5 protein-coding genes are annotated in these 4,202 nt (G+C 27.2%); all 5 read left to right on the top strand.

The window, feature by feature from the left end; genetic code table 11:
- The coding region (locus tag OO775_RS14020; RefSeq protein WP_264847849.1) for a hypothetical protein at positions 1–1,271 on the top strand (1,271 nt) is incomplete at its 5' end.
- Positions 1,268–1,660, top strand: coding sequence for a hypothetical protein (locus tag OO775_RS14015; RefSeq protein WP_264847848.1), 393 nt, complete (start codon positions 1,268–1,270; stop codon positions 1,658–1,660). The genes OO775_RS14020 and OO775_RS14015, both read left to right, overlap by 4 nt.
- 697 nt (positions 1,661–2,357) lie before the next feature.
- Positions 2,358–3,530, top strand: a complete 1,173-nt coding sequence (locus OO775_RS14010; RefSeq protein WP_264847847.1) for a hypothetical protein — start codon at positions 2,358–2,360, stop codon at positions 3,528–3,530.
- Positions 3,508–3,933: a hypothetical protein gene (locus OO775_RS14005; protein ID WP_264847846.1), complete on the top strand. Its 426-nt coding sequence runs from the start codon at positions 3,508–3,510 to the stop codon at positions 3,931–3,933. Before OO775_RS14010 ends, OO775_RS14005 begins: the two co-directional genes overlap by 23 nt.
- Positions 3,934–3,994: 61 nt before the next feature.
- Positions 3,995–4,202, top strand: a 208-nt coding sequence (locus OO775_RS14000) for a hypothetical protein (protein ID WP_264847845.1), incomplete at its 3' end; no start/stop codon positions are given.

The following is a 4,202-nucleotide window of genomic DNA, read 5'->3' as shown; positions in this document are numbered from 1 at the left end:
ATGAGGAAGCCGAAGAGGTAATCATTGAAGCAACCAATGGTGATTTGGAGCTCATTAGCCAGAAAAAAGTGGTGATGCAGGGATTAGGGAATGGAAATGATAAAAATAAAAAAACTCAACTGTTAGTTACAAAAGTAGAAGGAAAAAACAGTGCTATTCCTTATGAAAAAGGAACTTACAAAGTAACTAAATACAATCAAGATAAAGTTTCTGAAAATGACAAAAAACGTATACAGTGGGCGATAAAATTAGATGGTAAACAAGAAATTTTAAAAGAAAAAGGCGAGAAATTAGAACTGACACTAAAAGAAAATTGGGCTGGAAAAGAAATTATCGTAATGCCGTTTTTGGTAAAACCTACAGAAGAGGTAAGTAAGAAGGTAAAGATTACACAAGAAGAAGTTTTAATAATTATTGGTACTGAACAATCATCACAAAGTATGGCAAATAGATTAATGTTCCCTGCAATGGCTGTTAGAAAATTACGAACAGAATACTCAAACTATCCTTTTGTAAAAGTTCTAATATTTACGGATGGATATACAGATGGGCAATTGAATGCTATTGAGGAGTCTTTGTCTTTTCATAATAAAAAGGTGAAGACAATTAGAGTTAATTCAATGAAAGATGTTATCAATATAATTAATATAGGTAATATCTCTGCTATTGAAGACAAATCAATAAGAAAAATATTCAGGATATATATATACTCTCACGGCTATATTAGAAAAAGTGATAATGAGGGCATAATAGCATTTGGATATAAAGGAAAAAATGCAAATAGTCAAGAGTTGGATACGGAACAATTTTCTAAAATAAATAGAAATATTTTCCTTGATGATAATAAAACTTATCTATATTCGTACGCTTGCAGAACAGGTATTGGAACATCTTCTGAAAATGTTAGTAATCCAAACAAAGATAATAGTTTAGCTCAAAAAATAGCTGATATGGGAGGTATTACTGTATTTGCTTATATGAAACGTTCTCTTTATGAAGATGCTTGGGGGACACAAAAACATAGAGATACATACGCTTCAGACAATGATACTGAGGACTCTAGATATGATAATTTTAAGGCAGATATGAAAGATTTTATTTCACGAGACCCTAATGATATGAAAGATTTTTCCAAATACAGAAAACAAGAAAAGAGGATAGATGGAGCTATTTGGAATATCAATGGAGCTTATTTAGATGTAAAAGCAGGAACTTATCCAATAGGAATAGGAGTCTCTTCTTCATTGAACAAATATATTCCTAAAAAATGAAAGAAAGTATAAAAATAAGTGTTCTATCTGTGGTTATTGGTAGTATTCAAATGATAATATTTTTACCTGATGGATATTCTTGTATTGATGGGAAAAGAGATATTATTTCAGGAATTTTTTATTTTATGCCTATTCAATTCTGTGTTGTATTTGTGTATAGCATTATTTTTAAGCCTTTCCAAAAATCTATTGCTAAATATTTTTTATTACTTATTATTTTAATATTTTGGTTATATTGTAATAAAATAGAATTTGTACATCGGTATGCTTGTTGGTCAACTTATCTAGAAGAGGAAATTAATAAAATCGTATTGTATAATTCCATAATTCCTTGTATAAGTTGTATTATCTCTTTTTATGTGGGAATGTTTTATTTTGAAAAAAGATAAAAACCCTCAGAAACAATGATTTTAAAGTCGCTAAGGCACATATTATTTCTAATATTTATCTTTATATTAGACTATATCTTTATATTTTTATCAATGCAAAAATATAAAAATAACATATCTTCATCTTGCTTAGAATGCTCTTTAGGAAGAGATGTCTTTGTATATTTAATTATAGGAATAAGTTTTTTTTTCATATTATTTATTATCTTATCTATGATTATCAAGAAGAAGTATTACTTATACGGAGTTATTATTATTTCTCTATTATCCATATTTTACTATATTGATTATATAATTTTTGTAGATAGAGTTTCCTCTTGGAGTTCTTATAGTATAGAAGAAATATTTAGAGAGGTATTAATAGATACATATATGTATATCCCTATTATTTTGTTTGCATATATGATTTTAATAAAATTACTATTGATACGCTGATTTTTAGAAATAGAATAGTTTAGCTATACTATTAAAATTAATCTTTTACTATTGACAATCAGTTTTTTAATAGTAAAGATATAATCATAATGGATTAATTGTACTTGGGGCTGGATTTAATGTGATAAAATAGGGAAATTTATAGAGCATAAACAAAGATATTGGTTTCTTGAATAAAATTCTCTTTAGATAAATATTTTCAACAAGGTATTAAATTATAGGTTGATTAATAAAAAAAATTTAACAATATACAAAACTTATTATGGCAGTAGAATATGGCAAATGGCAAAAAATAGAGCGTAAAGAACTTACGCCTCCTATACCTTTTGGAGTAGAAAAAATAGAAATCCTCAACTTAGATGAGGGTTCCAAAAATGATGGTACAGAAACCTTTGGTAATTATGGTATGATATATGGGAAATCATACAAACTAAGGGTGTCCAATTTTGCACATAGTATGCCTCCTAAAAACAAAAATGATATAAAATGGCAGGTTAGTTATTTGGGAAAAGGAAATGTCTTAACACTTATGCATATACAAAAAACAGGGAGTGAGATTATTTTTAACTGTGATAATTTAGATTATTGCGGGCAAACAATCTCTTTTTATGCGTATGTAAGAGAATCTGGAAAAGAGCAAAATAATAAAGCTAAATTAGAAATCTTCTGCCATAACAGGTTTAGGTGGTTTGATAAAAAAGTTTTTGAGCGAGAATTATTAGACCGAAAAAAATCACCTAAAAAATTGGATCAACATAATACATCTTTATGTGGAACAGCTGCAATAATCTATCAGTTAGCTGTTAATAAAAACGTCTTGTTTTATAATAGTTATTTGGAATTTTTCAGAACAGGAAAAGTAAAAATTAATAATTTCTTATTAAGCCCTAATAAGGAACTTTTTGATATGAAACCAGATGTAAACTTTGATTATCCTTATTTTGATAAGGATTCAGAAGGAAATCCTATATCTCCTCCTGATTTAATGTCTTCAGCAGATTGGATTATTCTAGCAGGAACAAGGAGCTCAGATAATTTAAGTTATACAGGAAAAAGAGGAGAGGATTTGGACGCTATAAACTGGCCTTCATATATGAAAAAGGCTAGTGTTAATCTGTATGGTGCTTCTACATTCAATGACAAAACATCAATTATTACAGGATTTGATTATTTAGAAAAAATGAGAGAAATAGACTTACTCTATAAAAATGGATGGAATATTGTATTACTTATTGATTCAGACATGCTTTCACATGAAGTTAGCTTTTTTGGATGTCTTACACAATATCATTGGATAGTATATAAAGGAGGATTCTCTTATGATAAAACTCATTTTTATCTATCATATTGGTGTTGGCATGAGGAGTATAAAAATATGAAAATTAGAAGACGTGTATTTAATACTAACTTTTATGGATATGTTATGTATAAATAGAATATTATTCTTAACATTTTTATTTTTGATTTCTTGTGAGGAAAAGGTTAATCATAATATTCCTGCCTATTTTTTTGATGAACAAATTGAAATCAAATATATAACAGATAGTACATCTGTGGAAATATTAAAAGTTGTTCTTAAGAAAGAAAAAAAGAAAAATATAGAAGGTAAAGTAGCTTATATCAATTATGATTCAACAAAACTTGTTAGGATTTATTTTGAGCAAATATATGACACAATAACAACTAAGGATACAATAATCCTATTTCTTAAAAAGAATAAAAATATTTATATTACTAATATACAACAAATATATTCATCTAAAAAACAACCTATCTTTATTGAATATAAAATAAATAATAAATTATTTAGAGAGGGGAAAGGAATGGTTAGTGAATAAAAAATAAGAGTAGAGATTTTAATATAGTATTTTTTATTTGTTCAATAAAATAATTATATTTATGATAAACCTAATAACACCTCATTTATTCCCAACCGCTACTTATGCCGTTGAAGATGTACTTATATTAAAAATAGGAGAACAAGAATATAACACTACTCTTACCTATAATATCTTTGTAAAGACAGAGAAAAAGCCTACTTATGATGTGGTGATTGAGAGAAGTCAGTTTTTAGTAAATGGAGAAGAAATAGACACTAAATTCTTAT

The organism is Capnocytophaga catalasegens, from assembly GCF_026005215.1.
Lineage (GTDB): Bacteria > Bacteroidota > Bacteroidia > Flavobacteriales > Flavobacteriaceae > Capnocytophaga > Capnocytophaga catalasegens.
The sequence above is the reverse complement of the archived record's forward strand: the minus strand, read 5'-3'. Positions and strand labels throughout refer to the sequence as shown.

Bases quoted from the DNA above. Each gene is read 5' to 3' on its own strand.
- OO775_RS14015 (WP_264847848.1), top strand. From the start codon at position 1,268: ATGAAAGAAAGTATAAAAATAAGTGTTCTATCTGTGGTTATTGGTAGT.
- OO775_RS14005 (WP_264847846.1), top strand. From the start codon at position 3,508: ATGGATATGTTATGTATAAATAGAATATTATTCTTAACATTTTTATTT.
- OO775_RS14010 (WP_264847847.1), top strand. From the start codon at position 2,358: ATGGCAGTAGAATATGGCAAATGGCAAAAAATAGAGCGTAAAGAACTT.